This window comes from Enterobacteriaceae bacterium Kacie_13, from assembly GCA_013457415.1.
In the GTDB taxonomy this organism is placed as follows: domain Bacteria; phylum Pseudomonadota; class Gammaproteobacteria; order Enterobacterales; family Enterobacteriaceae; genus Rahnella.
The window spans coordinates 2,693,337-2,708,065 of record CP045665.1; the positions used below are offsets into that span (position 1 = coordinate 2,693,337).

Genomic DNA, 14,729 nt, shown 5'->3' on the forward strand with positions numbered 1-14,729 from the left:
CATATCAGAAAATATCTTTGAGATCATGACTGTAGGCTTTCACCGCCTGCTCGCCCGCGCCTTTGATTTTCTGGATAACACTCACCAGTTTGTCGGCGTAATTCGGGTCTGTGGCATAACCCGCTTTTTGCAGCGCGTGTGCCGCCTGTTCCGGCGTGCTGGCCGAGGCCACCTGCGCATAGCGCGGGTTGTTGGTGAGGAGTTTGATGTAATCGCTGATGGCTTCGACATACGAGCCGTACACGCGGAAACTGGCCTGGACTTTTTTGGCCACGCCGTTGGCATATTCGGTGGTAGTGATATTGGTGGTCGGGCCGTCCCAGCTGCTGCCCGCCTTGATACCAAACAGGTTGAAGCTGCGCTTGCCGTCGCTGGTCGGAATTTCGCGCTGTCCCCAGCCGGATTCCAATGCGGCCTGCGCCATAATCAGCTGATGCGGGATCCCACTGTCTTTACTGGCAACCTGCGCCGGAATGCTCAGGCTGGACACGAACTGGCCGCTGTCCTGCGACAGCGGCGCACCGCCGGTGGTGCGATCCGGTGCCGTCGGGATGGCTTTACGCAGATACTGTTCCATCGCCTGAAGCGGCAGCGTTTTCAGCACCTCGTTGTCCAGCGCCATCGGCACAGTCCCCGCCAGTTCCGACGGCTGTTTAGTGCCGCCGGTCAGTTGTTCGACCATCATGTCCGCCATGCCCAATCCTTTGTTGGACATATCCTGTGCAATTTGTTGATCGTACATCGATGTATAAAGTTTGGTTTGTTCGTTGCTCAGCAACCCGCCTTCCGGCAGCGCCTGACGCATGCTTTTAAGCATCATCTGCACGAACACGCCTTCAAACTGTTTCGCCACTTCCTTGATGTGCGCCTGCGGATCCAGTGACACATCCCGCTTCAGTTTGTTGAGGGACTGCGTGTCATACGCCGCCCCGGACATCGACATCAGATCGCTCATCAGATAATTTCCAAATCAGCGCGCAGGCAGCCGGCTGTTTTCATGGCCTGCAAAATAGACATCAGATCGATAGGCGTCGCGCCTAAGGCGTTCAGCGTACGGACAACGTTGTTCAGGCTGGCACTGGAGCGCACCTGCTGGATCGACCCGCCCGACTGACGCACGGAGATATTGGTGTTAGGCGTCACCACCGTCTGACCGCCACCGAACGGCGTGTTGGGCTGGCTGACATCGTTCTGGCGATCGACCACCACCGAGAGATTGCCCTGCGCCACTGCGCAGCTGTCCAGCGTCACGTCACGGTTCATGACTACCGAGCCGGTACGGGAGTTAATGATGACTTTTGCATCCATCGGCCCGACGTTCACTTCAATGTTCTGAATCTGCGCCAGAATGCGCACCTGTGAAACATTACCGCGCGGCACCACAACCTGAATGTTGCGCGAATCCAGCGCGGAGGCCACACCCATGCCCTGACGGTTGATCGCATCACTGACCTGCTGGGCAAGGTTAAAGTCTTCGTCGTTGAGTTGCAGGCTGATCACGCCTTCGGTGCCGAAGGTGCTTGGCAGTTCGCGTTCGATAGTCGCGCCACCGGTGATACGTCCGCCGGACACCTGATTGACCGTCACGCTGCTGCCACCGGCAGACGCCCCGGCACCGCCGACCAGCACGTTACCCTGCGCCAGCGCGTAAACCTGATTATCAACCCCTTTCATCGGGGTCATCAGCAGGGTGCCGCCGCGAATACTTTTGGCGTTACCCATGGAGGACACCACCACGTCGATGGCCTGACCGGCGCGGGAGAACGGTGGCATCTTGGCGGTTACCATCACCGCGGCAACGTTTTTCAGCTGCATGTTAGTGCCTGCAGGCACGGTGATCCCAAGCTGGGATAGCATGTTGGTCAGCGTTTGCGTAGTGAACGGCGTCTGCGTGGTCTGGTCACCCGTACCATCGAGGCCGACGACCAGACCATAGCCGATCAGGGCGTTATCACGCACGCCCTGTACCGTGGTCAAATCACGAATACGATCGGCGGATGCGGGCAGTATCACCAGGGCGGACATCGCCAGACAGAAGATACCGGAAAGAATTTTTCGCATGATTGCCTCGTTATAACGGCGATAAGTTTAAGAAGAACCGCTGCAACCAGCCCATGTTCTGCGCTTCGTTGATGTAGCCATTCCCTACGTACTCGATACGCGCATCGGCCACCTGTGTGGAGACCACCGCATTGGCACCGCTGATGGTGCGCGGGTTGACCACACCGGAGAACCGGATGAATTCGGTGCCCTGATTAATCTCGATTTGTTTCTCACCGACCACCTTCAGGTTGCCGTTCGCCAGCACTTCGCTGACCGTGACGGTTAATGTCCCGGTGAAACTGTTATTGGCGGCTGCGCCACCTTTGCCCGCGAAGGTGTTATCGCCGGAGGTATCCACCGCAGCGCGGGAGTTGCCGAACAGCCCTTCCAGGTAGCGCGGGGTGGTGTCAAAGCCAAACTTGGTTGACCCGTTGCGGCTGGCGTTGGCCGAGGAGCTTTTGCTCGCACTGACGTTTTCCTGCAACACAATGGTCAGGGTATCGCCGATATTGCGCGGACGACGGTCTTCGAACAAAGGCTGATAACCATAGTTCATCGGCTGAACTGACTGGAAAATCGAACCGTTAGGAACCGGCGGTGCGGCGGGCGCAGGGGTCGCTGTGGTCGTGCCTGGCACCAGCGGGGTGTGCGGGAAATACGCACAACCGTTCGCCAGTAACGTCACTAACAGCGGCAGCGCCAGCTTGCCTGGTCGGTTTACAAGAGAAGTCTTTACCGACGTTATTTTTTTGGTCACCACAGTTATCGCCTTAAAAAAATCGACCTGACAGGAATCAGAAACCGTACCGGACGGGAGCGCTGACGCCCCGTCCTCTCATACATTACAGCTGCGAAAGTTTCTGCAGCATTTCGTCCGAGGTGGACACTGCTTTACTGTTGATTTCATACGCACGCTGCGTCTGGATCATGTTGACCAGCTCTTCCGCCACGTTGACGTTCGAAGTTTCAACATAGCCCTGATACAACAGGCCCGCGCCGTTCAGGCCCGGCGTGCTTTCTGTCGGCGCGCCGGAGCTTTGCGTTTCCTGGTACAGGTTTTCACCCATGGATTCCAGGCCGCTGTTGTTGATAAAAGTGCTCAGTGTTAACTGACCGACCTGCTGCGCCGCCGTCTGACCCTGCTGGGTGACGCTGACGATCCCGTCGCGGCCCACGGTCATGCTGAGGGCGTTGGTCGGAATAGTGATCGCAGGGATCACCTGATAGCCGCTGGAGGTCACCAGCTGACCGTTCTGATCCACCTGGAATGAACCATCGCGGGTATAGGCGGTGGTGCCGTCAGGCAACTGGACCTGGAAGAAGCCCTCACCTTTTACAGCGATGTCTTTACTGTTGCTGGTCTGCGACAGGTTGCCCTGCGAGAACAGACGTTCAGTGGAGACAGGGCGAACACCAGTACCGATCTGCAAACCGGAAGGCAGGTTGGTTTGTTCAGACGACTGCGCACCCGGCTGGCGGATTGTCTGGTACAGCAAATCTTCAAAAACCGCACGCTGGCGTTTAAAGCCGTTGGTGCTGACGTTCGCCAGGTTATTGGCGATGACGTCCATGTTGGTCTGCTGTGCATCCAGACCGGTTTTCGCGATATAAAGCGATGGGATCATGTCGTTACTCCTCTGCCATCATCAGGTCAGTGACAGCAGATTATTGGCGCGTTGTTCATTTTCATCGACGCTGTGGATGACTTTCATCTGCATCTCAAAGCGACGGGCGTTGGCGATCATGTCAACCATGGTTTCGACCGGCTGCACGTTACTGCCTTCGAGGGTTCCAGGCATAACGTGAATGGTCGGATCGGCCGCAAGGGCATTACCACGGGCCTGTGCCGTTTCCGGCGTCAGACGGAACATGCCGTCGTCGCCTCGCGTCACTTCACTGCCGGTGGCTTTAACCAGTTTCAGTTTACCGAGCTGACCCATGGTGTTCGGGTCAGCGCCGGCTTCCAGCACGGCAATGGTGCCGTCCGCAGAGATGGTCAGCTGCGAGTTGGGCGGCACTTCGATGGGGCCGTTGTCGCCCATCACCGGATGACCTTGTACGGTCAGCTGATTAGTGGGTGACACCTGCATATCCCCGTTACGGGTATAGGCTTCAGTGCCATCAGGCATCTGCACCGCCAGGAAACCGTCCTGCTGTAAGGCCACATCCAGCGGACGGCCCGTGTAGTTAAGCTTCCCCTGCGACATATCTGCGCCCGGCGTCGAGGCCGTGACCAGCGTGCGGGTGTCCAGACTTTGCCCCTCCACCGGCACCGCACGCATCGCTAAAAGTTGCGCACGAAAGCCCGGTGTGGAGGCGTTAGCCAGGTTACTTGACGTGACCGACTGCTGAACCAGCGTCTGGCTGGCGGCGCCCATCGCGGTGTAGATAGCGTGATCCATAGTGCTGCCCTATCGAGTTTTATCGCGCGTTAGCGCAGGTTAACCAGCGTGTTCAGGATGGAGTCCTGAGTTTTGATGGTTTGCGCATTCGACTGATAGTTACGCTGAGCAACGATCATATTCACCAGTTCCGCACTCAGATCGACGTTGGACGATTCCAGCGCGCCACTGGTGATGCTGGCGAAGCCACCTTCGCTGGCGATGCCGTTGACGGCCTGACCTGAAGAGGAGGTCGCCGTCCAGACGTTATCGCCTTCGGATTTCAGACCTTCCGGGTTAGAGAAGGAGCTCAGTACGATCTGGCCGAGTAACTGGGTTTTCTGGTTGGAATAAGTGCCGGTGATGGTGCCGTCGTTGTTGATGGTGTAACCGGTCATCTGACCCGCTGCGTAACCATCCTGCGTCAGGGAACCGATGCTGTTGCTGCCGGTGCTCTGCTGGATACTGCCGGTGAAATCCAGTGCGACCGTCTGAGGTGTCACTGCGCCGTTAGCGGTGGTATTCATCGGCAACGTCAGGCTCATGCCGGTTTGCACAACGCCCGCGGCGTCGGCAGTGCTGGTCAGTGCGCCGCTGGTGCTGAAGTTCAGCGTGCCGATTTTACCGGCAGTAGAACCGGCAACGCTGCCGTCCTGCGAATACACGTCCCAGCTGTTAGCAACGGTGGAGGACTTCACGAAGTAGACGTTGTTGTCATGCGCATTACCCAGTGAGTCATAGGTGGTGATGCTGTTGACGTAGTTGTAGCTGGTGTCATCGTTGCTGTTGAAGGTCGCGGTTTTTGGCGCGGTATCGGTAGAGTTGAGGTTAGCGACCATGGTGCCGGAAACGGTGGATTTAGCACTCATCATGGTGGTTGGCACGCTCAGCGCAACAGGCTGTGCGCCCGCAGCGATGGTTGGCGGCGTACCGGTGGCCGGATAACCGGTCACGCTCAGACCCTGCATGTTCACCAGATTACGGTTGGCGTCGAGAGACAGCTGACCGTTACGGGAGTAATACACGGTGCCGCTGCTGTCGGCCAGACGGAAGAAACCGTTGCCGCTCAGAGCAACGTCCAGACCACGCGATGTCGTGGTGGTGGTACCGTCATTGAAGTTTTGTGTGACTGCGGCGACTTTAACGCCCATCCCCGTTTGTGAACCGGCGAACATATCGGCAAAAGAAGCGGTCGCGGTTTTGAAACCCACGGTCGCGGAGTTGGCGATATTGTTACCGATGACGTCCAGGTTGGTCGATGCTGCGCTCAGGCCGCTGACTGCTTGCGAAAAGCTCATGGTCTGCTCCGTATACTGTGTGAAGTGACTGTGTTTTTAGCACCTCCCCCTGCGAAGCAGAGGCGCCGTTCGAGTGTCTCTGATTACAAAATCTGTCTTACCTGATCGACTGTCGTCGTTCCGCGCACACCGAGATCCAGCGAAGTACCGGTCGTGCTGTTAATCACGCCGTTTACCAGTGCATAGTTCAGCGGCGTTGCCACCATTTGCTGATTGTTATTCAGCGCATTGATGCTGAAGGAATAGCTGCCGTTCGGGGCTTTGGTGCCGTCGTCCAGCGTGCCATCCCAGGTATAGCTGTGGACACCGGCAGTCTGGGAACCCAGGCTGATCGTCTTCACGGCTTTACCGGTGGAATCGCTGATGGTGGCAGTCACGTTGTCGGCGGCGCTTTCCAGCTCCAACCCGAATGGCGTGGTGCTGACGGTGCCGTCAGTGTCGCTGCCGACCAAAATTGTGCTGCCGGAGACCATTACGCCATGGCCGATCAGGGAACTGGCCTGAACGGACGTGCCGTTGGTGATCTGCCCGGAGATGCTGCCCAGCGTGGTGTTGAGCTTTTCAATGCCGCTCACGGTGCTGATCTGCGCTAACTGGGTGGTCAGCTGGCTGTTATCCATCGGATTGGTGGGATCCTGGTTTTTCAGCTGCGCCACTAACAGGGTCAGGAAACTGCTGGATAAATCATCTGCCGAACTTCCACTGCTGGTGGAGGTCGCGCTGGTGGCCGCGATGGTGTTATCCGTGGTGTCGTTAATCGACGTGGTAATTGCCATGGTGCGCTCCGCTATTGACCCAGAGTCAGAGTTTTCATCATCAACGACTTGGTGGTATTGAGCACCTCGACGTTGGCCTGATAACTGCGGGAAGCGGAGATGGTGTTCACCATTTCGCTGACCACATCTACGTTTGGCATCTGTACATAACCTTTAGCATCCGCCATCGGATTACCTGGCTCATACACCATGCGCATTGGCGCCGGATCATCAACAATTTGCGCCACTTTCACCCCGCCGGTTTCCTGGCCGGGTGCGGCATTCACCTGAAACACCACCTGTTTGGCCCGATAAGGCTGGCCATCGGGACCGGTGACGCTGTCGGCGTTAGCCATGTTACTGGCGCTGACGTTCAGACGCTGAGACTGCGCAGCGAGCGCAGATCCGGCGATATCAAAAATACCCAACATCGACATATGAAATTATCCTTGCAGCACGGACATCATCGATTTGACCTGTCCGCCAAGGACGGTCAGATCAGTCTGATAACGCACGCTGTTATCGGCAAAGTTGGTACGTTCACGGTCCATATCGACTGTGTTGCCGTCCGCCGAAGGTTGATCCGGGATCCGGTACATCAAATCCATATCAGCTGCCTGAGCGTTCGATGCCGGAATGTGGCGGTCAGACGTCAGTGATAAAGACATTCCGCTGCCACTGGCGCGCCCCTGCTCCATCACTTTCTGTAACTGACTGGCGAAATCAATATCGCGCGCCTGATACCCTGGGGTATCGGCGTTGGCGATATTGGCTGAAAGTATTTCTTGCCGCTGGGCGCGCAGGTTGAGCGCTTCCTGTTGGAACTGTAGTGCGGCGTTCAGTTTGTCGAGCATGCGCCCTCCGCAAAATGAGATTTTGGAGCCGACAGCATAATTGCGGGTGTCAACAACCTATCGTCTGAATAAGCGCAAAATCGGGTGCTATTTGTTCCTTTAGGAATTGAAAAGTGCGGGTAGACTTGTCGCCACTAGACTGATGATCCGCAGACGGGCACAAGGATAAATCGCGAATGAGCAGACTGATGATGGGACGCTGCCGCTTCATACTGACTTGCATGCTTCTGGGTGCGACGCTCAGTGCGGGCAGTTATGCGCAAAATGCACCGGTGAAAACCATGCCCGCTCAGGTCAATAGCGATACATTGCTCGCCAGCCAGTTACAGCAGTTCTTCCGTCAGCAATATGCCGACAGCGACATGCAGGTCTCGGTGCAGGTCACCACGCCGGTGGCGCGTCAGCCGCAGTGCCTTGCGCCGCAGTTTATGCTTTCGCCGAATGGCCGCACCTGGGGCAACGTGTCGGTAGCGGTGAACTGTAACGGGCAGAAAAGCTACGTGCAGACCAAAGTGCAGGTGAGCGGAACCTACTGGGTGGCAGCGAAGAATGTCCCTGCCGGTGCGCATCTTGCACAAGCAGATATGCAGCAAAAGACCGGACGACTGGATCTTTTGCCGCCAAAAGCGATTTTAGACAGCCAACAGGCGCTTAACGGCGTGACCCTGCGTAACATCAATATCGGTCAGCCGCTGACGCTTTCAATGCTGCGCCGTCCGTGGATGGTTCACGCGGGGCAGGAAGTTCAGGTACAGGCAACGGGCAGCGGCTTTAACGTGTCCAGCGCAGGTAAGGCTATGAACAACGCAGCAGCGAATGAATCCGTCCGGATCAGGATGCCTTCAGGCGTGATCGTCAATGGTACGGTGGGTTCCGACGGGTCTGTCACGGTGGAGATTTAGTGATAAATCGTCACTTTTTCGGCAATAAAGGCTAAAGTTATTGCGCCACATGTCGATAACACACGTATCAGAGTCGTCACACGACGGCATTTTTAGGGTATTGACCCTAACTTATTGCCCTGAACAGTTCGTGTTGCACGGAGCAAACGCACCGGCAACGTGAAGTCTGACGGGCAATTACCGGAGAAAAAAATATGGCTATTGATCGTACTCAAGGCGTTTCGCCTCTCAGCCCGGTCCAGCAACGTGATCCTTCTGAGACATCTGTACAGAACGCGCGTAAAGAAGATACCGTTTCCAGCACCAAGACCAGCGGTACCGCAGTGACGCTGAGCGAAGCACAAACCTCGCTGACTCAGTCAAGTGCGCAGGATATTAATACAGCCCGTGTAGACGAGCTGAAGCAGGCGATCCGTGATGGCAAACTGACAATGGACACGGGCAAAATTGCCGATGCCCTGTTGCAAGACACACAGGATTATCTCAAAGATTTTTAAGTTGAAAGGTAATTAGGCACGATGAAGAACTTTATCAAGACCATGACTACCCTGGTTGAAACGTTGCAAGCGCTGGATCAAGTGATTAATCACGAACAAACGATACTGTGCTCAGGCCGCATTAACGGAGCGGCCCTGCAACACATCACCGAGCAGAAAAGCTCATTACTGGCCACGGTAGACTATCTTGATAAACAACGTCGTCAGCACGATGAACGCCTGAAACAAACTGCCCCTTACTCGCGTCAGCCAGAAATCGCTGCGATGTGGAAGCAGGTGGTGCAAATGACGACCAAACTGAGTCAGATCAACCGGCACAACGGATTACTGCTGGGTAAACAGCTCGACTACAACACCGAGGCTCTTGCGATCCTCAATGCCAGCCAGTCGCAAAAATTTTACGGTGCGAATGGGCTGGAGACGGTGACGGGACAAAGGGTCCGTAAGATCTCCGTTTAGACCGAAACTCATCACGGTTTTTGTGCGAATGCCCCGCACCGGCGGTTTTTAAATACGGGCCATGCCGCCCGGCTCTGTTTCAGAAACTCCTTCTATTGCCGCAAAATCCCCCCGCTGCGAAGGTGTGGAGCAAAGCAACCCCGTACCGTTTTTTCTTTAAAAATGATGAGACACGTCAGGCTCGCTTAAGCCGATAAAGGCAGTGCTCCTCCAGCCAACTCCCCTTATCCACCGCCGGATGACTGAAGTTCTCTTCAGGGTGATTTAACCCGTAGAGATCTTTTCAAACCACAAATTCCATGTGTTTACCGTCGGGCATTTCGACATTCAGCCGCAATTTGCCCCCCATCGCTTCGATGTAGCGTTTCATGGTGGAGAGCTTGATGTCATTGCCGCGTTGTTCGATTGCGACAACCGAGGGTTGGCTGATACCCATTGCTTTTGCCACTTCTGCCTGCGACATCGCCAGCTGCTCGCGAAGTGCCTGAAGGCGAACCTCCAGCAGCATTTCTTCCGCCATGCGAGTAATACGTTCCTGACTTTCCGGCGAACGTTCTGCCATTAACTGCTTAAGATGCTTAGCCATGATCTGATCCTTGTGGCTGTTGCAGATGTTCCAGATAAGCCTGGTCGGCTATTCTTAACATCCGCTGATAAAAGAGTTTTTCATTTCCTTCTTTTTTCGCGGCACAAAGAATAATTGCCTGACGAAAGGGGTCAAAGGCAAAAAACGCCCTGAAGGGGTTTCCCTTATGCTGTATACGTAATTCTTTCATGTGCGTATAAGCAGATTCATACACCGTATCAACCAGTGGCCTTCCCACTTCCGGCCCGCCGATACTCAGCGCTAACATACCTGCCAGTAACTTCTCCTGCGTCTTAACATCCTGTCGTTCAAACCACGAATCGAAAATATCTGTCGTGAGCACCGGCCACATAAATCATCATCCTTGTATAGACTATAATCTATAAATCCTACTCTACAAAGTGATAAAAAAATAACCATAAAAGCAATTTTCACAGACTTGCAGATGAGATTACGAGGCCGCTTACAAAATATGAGAATTCGCAGGAGTGCTGGTTCGCAGCAACCTCAGTATCCTGTAGCACGGTGCGAAATATGCGCGGGCTGGTACAAAAAATCGCTACCCTCACACTCGATGACGACTGCTTCCGGGATATGCCTGACTGACTGGTAAGCTGTAATTGATGCCCCCTGTAATTTCCCTTCTCTTAAAATATTTTCTCCAACGGCAGCTGGCCTGTCGTTCTTTCAGAAACACCAACATAAATAAAACTCATACCTGCATAATTATTTTATGGCAGACAGCGGCGTTTGCAGCCCCTAAGTTGGTAATCTGGAAGTGCAGCACTGATATGACAACTTATTGTTTAATAACTAAAATAATTACAATTAAACCCCTCAGCGGTTAGGTGGCGTGCCCCGCCCGCCGGTGAAATTATTCTCAAAGTTTTAATCCGATCACATATTAATAAAAAAAACAGAGAGCGGACCCTATGAGCAACAACACCATCGTGGATGTTAAAACGTGGATAGACGAACGCCCGATATCGAAATATCAGTGGGTGGTTCTGTCGCTGTGTTTCATCATCATCATGTTCGACGGTTATGACGCCGCAGTGATGGGTTTTATCGCCCCGGCACTGATTGAAGACTGGGGCATCAGCCGGGCGGAAATGGGGCCAATCCTCGGCGCTGCCATGTTTGGTGTAGCCATTGGCGCACTGATCGCCGGACCGAACGCCGACCGCTTCGGGCGCAAACGCGTCCTGATGTGGTCGATTTTATGTTTCGCACTCTTCAGCCTGCTGAGCACCTTCGCGCGCACTCCGGTGGAGATGGCAGTGCTGCGTTTTCTCACCGGTCTGGGGCTAGGCGCGGTGATGCCCAACACCGTGACGCTGGTTTCCGAATACATGCCGGAGCGCCGCCGCAGCCTGATGATCACCGTCATGTATAGCGGCTTTAACGTCGGTTCCGGCGCAGGCGGTTTTATTGCCGCCGGGCTGCTGCCGGTTTACGGCTGGAAAGCGGTAATTTTCGCTGGCGGGATTTTGCCACTGCTGATGCTGCCCTTACTGATGTGGATCTTGCCTGAATCGGCCATGTACATGGTGGTACGCAACGTCGCCAAAGAAAAGATTGCCAAAGTGCTGACGCGCGCCGGTGGAGTTTTCAGTACCAATACAAAATTCGTTCTTAAAGCACCGGTCATCCAGAAGAAAGCCAAAGTCTTCCAGCTGTTCACGAATGGCTATGCCAAAGGAACCGTCGTGCTGTGGGTGACCTATTTCATGGGGTTGTTCGTGATTTACCTGCTCAACGGCTGGCTGCCGACCATCATGCGTAACAGCGGATTTTCGCTGGAGCGCGCGGCAATCGTCGCCGGTCTTTTCCAGCTCGGCGGCACATTCGGCGGCCTGATGGTCGGCGGCCTGATGGATAAATTCACTGCAAAACGGGTCATCGCCGGTTTCTACATGATGGGCATGGTGAGTCTGCTGTCGCAGGGCATAGGTAACTTCAGCCCGGACGTTCTCGCCCTGCTGGTCTTCATCAGTGGCGTGTGCATTAACGGCGCACAAACCGGATTGCAGGCGTTTTCTCCGGCCTTCTATCCAACCGAGATGCGCGCCACCGGCGTCTGCTGGATGCACGGCATTGGCCGCAGCGGCGCGATCATCAGCTCATCGATGGGTGGCATTTTGCTCGGCGTTTTCTCCGGCGAGAACATGATCTTCATTATTTTGGCGCTGCCTGCATTACTGGCTGGCCTGAGCATTCTTTTACACCGTGCGGCACACCCGGCCGAGACTCTTAAAGGCGTTGATATTACTGATATCCCGGAGTTGTCGCGCACCATGAATGTCCGCTAATCTGCGGATTAGCCTTCTGATAATTAGATCGAAACATTACTCACGCGGCTTATGCGCCGCGCTTACCCTACATCAGTATTAAGGATTGAAGATGGCTAAGATAATAGGTGGTTTAGCAGTTTCACATACCCCGACCATCGGTTTCGCCGTGGATCATAACAAACAGGAAGAGAGCGCATGGGCACCGATTTTTGAAGGCTTTGCCCCGATGCAGGAATGGCTGGAGGAGAAGAAACCCGACGTATTGGTCTACATTTTTAACGACCACGTTACCTCTTTCTTTTTCGATCACTATTCGGCGTTCACATTAGGCATCGACGATCATTATGAGGTTGCCGATGAAGGTGGCGGCCCGCGTGATTTACCGCCGGTAAAAGGCCATGCCGCGCTGTCCCAACATATCGGTGCCAGCCTGATGGCGGACGAATTCGACATGTCGTTCTTCCAGGATAAGCCGCTGGATCATGGCCTGTTCTCGCCACTTTCCGCGTTGCTGCCACACGTTGGCGGCTGGCCAACGCAGATCGTTCCGCTGCAAATCGGCGTGTTGCAGTTCCCAATTCCGACCGCCCGCCGCTGCTATAAACTCGGTCAGGCATTGCGCCGCGCCATTGAAAGTTTCCCGGAAGATCTGAACGTGGCGATTGTCGCCACCGGCGGCGTTTCTCATCAGGTTCACGGCGAGCGTTGCGGTTTTAACAATCCGGACTGGGACGAGCAATTTGTCGATATGATAGTCAACGATCCGCAGCGTTTGACCGAAATGACGCTGGCGGAATTCGCCACGCTCGGCGGAATGGAGGGCGCGGAAGTGATCATGTGGCTGGTGATGCGCGGTGCGCTGTCAGCCAATGTGAAGAAAACCCATCAAGCCTATTATCTGCCGTCGATGACCGGCATCGCGACGCTGATCCTTGAAAATCAGTCCCGCGAAGCGCCGTTTGATGTGCAGCAGCGCCAGCGAGACAAAATTGCGCAACAGCTGGCTGGCGTGGAAAAACTCCCCGGTACCTACCCGTTCACGCAGGCGCGCAGCCTGAAAGCCCTGCGCCTCAACCGCTTTCTGCATCGCCTTATCCAGCCCGCATGGCGCGAGCGTTTTCTTACCGATCAAAACGCAATGTTCGCTGAAAACAAACTCACCGATGCCGAACAACAACTTCTGCGCGAGCTGGACTGGCGCGGCATGATCCATTATGGCGTCAGTTTCTTCCTGCTGGAAAAACTCGGCGCGGTGGTCGGCGTCTCCAACCTGCATATTTACTCGGCAATGCGCGGCGAAACGCTGGAAGAATTCCAGAAAACCCGCAATCAGCAAGTTCTTTATTCAGTGGCAGGTAAAGCAAAAGTATGACGATATTTGAGCAACCTAAGATCGACACCCATCATCACGTGTTTGATCCGGCGCGCTTCCCGTACCTTGCGGACACGCCGTACCGTCCGGAAGGTCACGAGATTGGCACCGCCGATTATTATCGTGCGGTGATGCAGGCCTATAACATCCGCCATTCACTGATCGTCGGCCCGACGTCGGGCTATAACACCGAAAGCGCTTGTCTGCTGGATGCGCTGGAAAAAGGCAACGGACGTTTCAAAGGCATCGCCGTGGTACCTTTCGATATTACGCCAGACAGGCTCGCACATCTGAAGCAGGCCGGTGTGGTGGGCATTGCAATGAACGTCGCGATGCTCGGCACGACGCCGTTTTTACACCTCGATCGTCTGATGGACAGTCTCTGTGAACTCGACCTTTTCGCCGCGATTCAGGTACAAGACGATCAGCTACTGGCTTTATTACCGATGATTAACCGCACACGAACGCGGTTGTTGATCGACCACTCTGGCCGACCGGATGTGTCAAAAGGTCTGCAACAACCCGCCTTTCAGGCCCTGCTCAGGCTGGCCTCTCAGCAACGCACCTGGGTAAAACTCTCTGGCTTGTCGAAGTTCAGCCGCCAGCCGTTTCCTTATCAGGACGGCCACGCGTATCAGCACGCGCTGCTCAACGCCTTTGGCGCTGAGCATTGCATGTGGGGGTCCGACTGGCCATTTCTGCGCGCTGAACACCGGATGGATCTCGGTACCTTACTGATGCTGGTGGAACAATTGTTCCCCGATGAAAAGACCCGGCACCAGATCCTGTGGCAAACACCGAAAGACCTGTTTGGTTTCAAAGATTACGTATAACGAAAGGGACGATAATGAGCTATAAAATTGCCGTTTTTAACGGCCCGAACCTGAACCTGCTCGGCACCCGCGAGCCCCAAACCTACGGTCACGACACGCTGGCGACCATCGAAAAGCTCTGCCATCGGACCGGCGAAAGCTGCGGCGCAACTATCGACTTTTTCCAGACCAATCATGAAGGCGACCTCATCGACCGTATTCAGATCTGTCGCGGCAAGGTGGATGCAATTGTCCTCAATGCGGCCGCGTGGACGCACACTTCCGTCGCTGTTCGCGATGCGGTGACCGCCGTCAGCCTGCCGCTGTATGAAGTGCACATCACCAACGTGCACAAGCGCGATGCATTCCGCCATCACTCGTTTCTATCCGACGTCTCAGTCGGCGTAATCTGCGGGTTTGGTATTCAGGGATATGAATATGCGATCAGACAGGCGGTGGTGAATCTGAGCAAGTGA

Annotated in this window: 18 protein-coding genes; 7 read left to right on the plus strand and 11 right to left on the minus strand. The window is 55.0% G+C overall.

Going from position 1 to position 14,729, the window contains the following annotated elements:
• Window positions 1-4: 4 nt before the first annotated feature.
• The 9 genes from flgJ to flgB form a co-directional block, all read right to left on the minus strand.
• A complete protein-coding gene (flgJ, locus tag GE278_12230) occupies window positions 5-955 on the minus strand; it encodes a flagellar assembly peptidoglycan hydrolase FlgJ (GenBank protein QLK61490.1) in 951 nt (316 codons plus the stop codon).
• A complete protein-coding gene (gene flgI, locus GE278_12235) occupies window positions 955-2,061 on the minus strand; it encodes a flagellar basal body P-ring protein FlgI (protein ID QLK61491.1) in 1,107 nt (368 codons plus the stop codon). The genes flgJ and flgI overlap by 1 nt, the downstream gene beginning before the upstream one ends.
• 10 nt (window positions 2,062-2,071) lie before the next feature.
• Entirely contained in the window at window positions 2,072-2,803 is a 732-nt protein-coding gene (gene flgH, locus GE278_12240; protein QLK61492.1) for a flagellar basal body L-ring protein FlgH, read from the minus strand.
• Between the two features lie 82 nt (window positions 2,804-2,885).
• The gene (gene flgG / locus GE278_12245) at window positions 2,886-3,668 is read right to left on the minus strand and encodes a flagellar basal-body rod protein FlgG (protein QLK61493.1); all 783 of its coding nucleotides are present in this window, start codon (window positions 3,666-3,668) and stop codon (window positions 2,886-2,888) included.
• 21 nt (window positions 3,669-3,689) lie between these two features.
• Window positions 3,690-4,445 carry a flagellar hook-basal body complex protein gene (locus GE278_12250; GenBank protein ID QLK61494.1) on the minus strand — a complete coding sequence of 252 codons (756 nt, stop codon included), beginning with the start codon at window positions 4,443-4,445 and terminating at the stop codon, window positions 3,690-3,692.
• 29 nt (window positions 4,446-4,474) lie between these two features.
• Window positions 4,475-5,722, minus strand: coding sequence for a flagellar hook-basal body complex protein (locus GE278_12255; protein QLK61495.1), 1,248 nt, complete (start codon window positions 5,720-5,722; stop codon window positions 4,475-4,477).
• A gap of 83 nt (window positions 5,723-5,805) precedes the next feature.
• A complete protein-coding gene (gene flgD / locus GE278_12260; GenBank protein ID QLK61496.1) occupies window positions 5,806-6,498 on the minus strand; it encodes a flagellar hook assembly protein FlgD in 693 nt (230 codons plus the stop codon).
• Between the two features lie 11 nt (window positions 6,499-6,509).
• Window positions 6,510-6,914 (minus strand): flagellar basal body rod protein FlgC, encoded by a 405-nt coding sequence (gene flgC, locus GE278_12265; protein ID QLK61497.1) that lies wholly within the window; start codon window positions 6,912-6,914, stop codon window positions 6,510-6,512.
• Between the two features lie 6 nt (window positions 6,915-6,920).
• Entirely contained in the window at window positions 6,921-7,331 is a 411-nt protein-coding gene (gene flgB / locus GE278_12270; protein ID QLK61498.1) for a flagellar basal body rod protein FlgB, read from the minus strand.
• A 176-nt stretch (window positions 7,332-7,507) separates the two neighbouring features.
• Between flgB and flgA the strand changes: the two genes are divergently transcribed.
• The 3 genes from flgA (at window position 7,508) to GE278_12285 (ending at window position 9,189) form a co-directional block, all read left to right on the plus strand.
• Window positions 7,508-8,233 (plus strand): flagellar basal body P-ring formation protein FlgA, encoded by a 726-nt coding sequence (gene flgA, locus GE278_12275; GenBank protein ID QLK61499.1) that lies wholly within the window; start codon window positions 7,508-7,510, stop codon window positions 8,231-8,233.
• A gap of 194 nt (window positions 8,234-8,427) precedes the next feature.
• Window positions 8,428-8,730 (plus strand): anti-sigma-28 factor FlgM, encoded by a 303-nt coding sequence (flgM, locus tag GE278_12280; protein ID QLK61500.1) that lies wholly within the window; start codon window positions 8,428-8,430, stop codon window positions 8,728-8,730.
• A 21-nt stretch (window positions 8,731-8,751) separates the two neighbouring features.
• Window positions 8,752-9,189: a flagellar biosynthesis protein FlgN gene (locus GE278_12285; GenBank protein ID QLK61501.1), complete on the plus strand. Its 438-nt coding sequence runs from the start codon at window positions 8,752-8,754 to the stop codon at window positions 9,187-9,189.
• Window positions 9,190-9,472: 283 nt separating this feature from the next.
• Here the strand turns inward: GE278_12285 and GE278_12290 are convergent, their stop codons facing one another.
• Together GE278_12290 and GE278_12295 are read right to left on the minus strand one after the other, a co-directional pair.
• Window positions 9,473-9,775: a helix-turn-helix domain-containing protein gene (locus GE278_12290; protein ID QLK61502.1), complete on the minus strand. Its 303-nt coding sequence runs from the start codon at window positions 9,773-9,775 to the stop codon at window positions 9,473-9,475.
• Window positions 9,768-10,127, minus strand: coding sequence for a type II toxin-antitoxin system RelE/ParE family toxin (locus GE278_12295; protein QLK61503.1), 360 nt, complete (start codon window positions 10,125-10,127; stop codon window positions 9,768-9,770). The genes GE278_12290 and GE278_12295 overlap by 8 nt, the downstream gene beginning before the upstream one ends.
• A 580-nt stretch (window positions 10,128-10,707) precedes the next feature.
• Between GE278_12295 and GE278_12300 the strand changes: the two genes are divergently transcribed.
• From GE278_12300 to aroQ, 4 genes are all read left to right on the plus strand, one after another.
• Complete coding sequence (locus GE278_12300) at window positions 10,708-12,087, plus strand: aromatic acid/H+ symport family MFS transporter (GenBank protein ID QLK61504.1); 1,380 nt, start codon at window positions 10,708-10,710, stop codon at window positions 12,085-12,087.
• A 91-nt stretch (window positions 12,088-12,178) separates the two neighbouring features.
• Window positions 12,179-13,441, plus strand: coding sequence for a gallate dioxygenase (locus GE278_12305; GenBank protein QLK61505.1), 1,263 nt, complete (start codon window positions 12,179-12,181; stop codon window positions 13,439-13,441).
• Window positions 13,438-14,274 carry an amidohydrolase family protein gene (locus GE278_12310; GenBank protein QLK61506.1) on the plus strand — a complete coding sequence of 279 codons (837 nt, stop codon included), beginning with the start codon at window positions 13,438-13,440 and terminating at the stop codon, window positions 14,272-14,274. Before GE278_12305 ends, GE278_12310 begins: the two co-directional genes overlap by 4 nt.
• A gap of 14 nt (window positions 14,275-14,288) precedes the next feature.
• Complete coding sequence (gene aroQ, locus GE278_12315) at window positions 14,289-14,729, plus strand: type II 3-dehydroquinate dehydratase (GenBank protein QLK61507.1); 441 nt, start codon at window positions 14,289-14,291, stop codon at window positions 14,727-14,729.

Excerpts from the sequence above, each read along its gene's own strand:
- flgJ (QLK61490.1), bottom strand. The coding sequence starts at position 955 with ATGAGCGATCTGATGTCGATGTCCGGGGCGGCGTATGACACGCAGTCC.
- flgI (QLK61491.1), bottom strand. The coding sequence starts at position 2,061 with ATGCGAAAAATTCTTTCCGGTATCTTCTGTCTGGCGATGTCCGCCCTG.
- flgG (QLK61493.1), bottom strand. The coding sequence starts at position 3,668 with ATGATCCCATCGCTTTATATCGCGAAAACCGGTCTGGATGCACAGCAG.
- GE278_12250 (QLK61494.1), bottom strand. The coding sequence starts at position 4,445 with ATGGATCACGCTATCTACACCGCGATGGGCGCCGCCAGCCAGACGCTG.
- GE278_12255 (QLK61495.1), bottom strand. The coding sequence starts at position 5,722 with ATGAGCTTTTCGCAAGCAGTCAGCGGCCTGAGCGCAGCATCGACCAAC.
- flgD (QLK61496.1), bottom strand. The coding sequence starts at position 6,498 with ATGGCAATTACCACGTCGATTAACGACACCACGGATAACACCATCGCG.
- flgC (QLK61497.1), bottom strand. The coding sequence starts at position 6,914 with ATGTCGATGTTGGGTATTTTTGATATCGCCGGATCTGCGCTCGCTGCG.
- flgB (QLK61498.1), bottom strand. The coding sequence starts at position 7,331 with ATGCTCGACAAACTGAACGCCGCACTACAGTTCCAACAGGAAGCGCTC.
- flgA (QLK61499.1), top strand. The coding sequence starts at position 7,508 with ATGAGCAGACTGATGATGGGACGCTGCCGCTTCATACTGACTTGCATG.
- flgM (QLK61500.1), top strand. The coding sequence starts at position 8,428 with ATGGCTATTGATCGTACTCAAGGCGTTTCGCCTCTCAGCCCGGTCCAG.
- GE278_12285 (QLK61501.1), top strand. The coding sequence starts at position 8,752 with ATGAAGAACTTTATCAAGACCATGACTACCCTGGTTGAAACGTTGCAA.
- GE278_12290 (QLK61502.1), bottom strand. The coding sequence starts at position 9,775 with ATGGCTAAGCATCTTAAGCAGTTAATGGCAGAACGTTCGCCGGAAAGT.
- GE278_12295 (QLK61503.1), bottom strand. The coding sequence starts at position 10,127 with ATGTGGCCGGTGCTCACGACAGATATTTTCGATTCGTGGTTTGAACGA.
- GE278_12300 (QLK61504.1), top strand. The coding sequence starts at position 10,708 with ATGAGCAACAACACCATCGTGGATGTTAAAACGTGGATAGACGAACGC.
- GE278_12305 (QLK61505.1), top strand. The coding sequence starts at position 12,179 with ATGGCTAAGATAATAGGTGGTTTAGCAGTTTCACATACCCCGACCATC.
- GE278_12310 (QLK61506.1), top strand. The coding sequence starts at position 13,438 with ATGACGATATTTGAGCAACCTAAGATCGACACCCATCATCACGTGTTT.
- aroQ (QLK61507.1), top strand. The coding sequence starts at position 14,289 with ATGAGCTATAAAATTGCCGTTTTTAACGGCCCGAACCTGAACCTGCTC.